The sequence below is a fragment of the Bifidobacterium italicum genome, from assembly GCF_002286915.1.
GTDB lineage: Bacteria > Actinomycetota > Actinomycetes > Actinomycetales > Bifidobacteriaceae > Bifidobacterium > Bifidobacterium italicum.
Genome location: NZ_MVOG01000065.1, coordinates 1 through 1,540, shown reverse-complemented (window position 1 = coordinate 1,540; position 1,540 = coordinate 1). Strand labels below are relative to the sequence as shown.

The following is a 1,540-nucleotide window of genomic DNA, read 5'->3' as shown; positions in this document are numbered from 1 at the left end:
GGCCGCGGCGAGCCGCGCGCACAGCCTGCGCCATGGGCGGCGGCGCGCCGGAGGTCGGGCGATCGACGGGTCGGAAGGTGTCTGCATGAGACACTACAGTAATGATGGACTGTGACCATAGGGCATAGGCTCGTACATAACTTCAGAGGAGGTCTGCATATGGAACTGGACCTGAACGGAATCCACCAGCTCGCGCGCGAGCAGGACATCGATGCAGAAACCGTTGATGAGGCGCTTTCCGAGGCGCTGCGCCTCGCCTATCTCAAGACCCCGCACGCCGCCAAGCACGCACGAGTCGAACTCGACCCGCGCGCAGGCAGCTTCACGATCTGGGCGCGTGACGAAATCGCCCAGGAACCCACCGAAGACAATCCGCACCCGGCTCCCGCGCTCGGCGAGGAGTACGACGATACGCCGAAGGACTTCGGCCGCCTCGCGGCGTCCACGGCGCGTCAGGTCATCTCCCAGCTGTTCCGCAAGGCGGAGGACGACAAGGTCTTCGGCGCCTTCTCCGGGCAGAAGGGCAAGCTCATCACCGGCGTCGTCCAGCAGGACGCGAAGGACACCGCCAACGTGCATGTGGCCGTCGGCGACGTCGAGGCGCTGCTGCCGCGCCGCGAACAGGTGCCGGGCGAGCGCTACCGTCACGGCGAACGCATCCGCGTCTACGTCGTCAACGTGTCGCGCGGCCTCAAGGGGCCCGAGATCATCGTCTCGCGCTCCCATCCGGAGCTCGTGCGCAAGCTCTTCGAGCGCGAGGTCCCGGAGCTCGTCTCCGGCGCCGTGTCCATCATGGCGATCGCGCGCGAGGCGGGCGCCCGCACGAAGGTCGCCGTGCGCGCGAACACGCAGGGCGTCAATCCGAAGGGCGCGCTGATCGGACCGGGCGGCTCGCGCGTGCGCGCCGTCATCGAGAACCTCGGCCAGGAGAAGATCGACATCGTCGACTGGTCGAACGATCCGGCGAAGTTCATCGCCGCCGCGTTGTCGCCGGCGAACGTCACGAACGTGCACGTCGTCAGCGAGAAGAACCAGACGGCCGTCGCCTTCATACCCGAGGACCAGCTGTCGCTCGCGATCGGCAAGGAGGGGCAGAACGCGCGTCTCGCCGCCAAGCTCACCGGATGGAAGATCGGCATCGAATCCGAGGAGGCGTACGCGAGGAAGAAGGCCGAGCAGCTCGTGCGCGCGCACGGCGAGCGCAAGGCCGCCGAGACGGACGGCGACGAGGCCCGCGGCTGAGTCGTTCGTCGCCCGCTTATTCCCGCCGTCCGTATCCAACGGCGGGAGTAAGCTGGGCCGCAAACTGACCGGCGCGCGCACGCGCGGCGCTCAGGACAAGAACGAGGGTGAACAACCATGGTTGCACGATGAGAAACAGAAAGCTCGCCGTGAGAAGATAGCAGCTGCGCTCGCATACGCGCGGCTGAGGAATAGGAGAAATTGAGTGCCGAAAGCACGCGTATATGAGCTCGCCAAGGAACTTGGCGTAGACAGCAAGACCGTTCTTGAAAAGCTCAAGGACATGGGCGAATTCGTC

At 65.9% G+C, this 1,540-nt stretch carries 2 protein-coding genes; both read left to right on the top strand.

The genetic code is table 11. The features are described from left to right. Positions 1–159 precede the first annotated feature (159 nt). A complete protein-coding gene (nusA, locus tag B1400_RS09265; RefSeq protein WP_095614091.1) occupies positions 160–1,242 on the top strand; it encodes a transcription termination factor NusA in 1,083 nt (360 codons plus the stop codon). Positions 1,243–1,447: 205 nt separating this feature from the next. Beyond that, on the top strand, positions 1,448–1,540 hold a 93-nt coding region (locus B1400_RS10180; protein WP_133064682.1), incomplete at its 3' end, for a translation initiation factor IF-2 N-terminal domain-containing protein.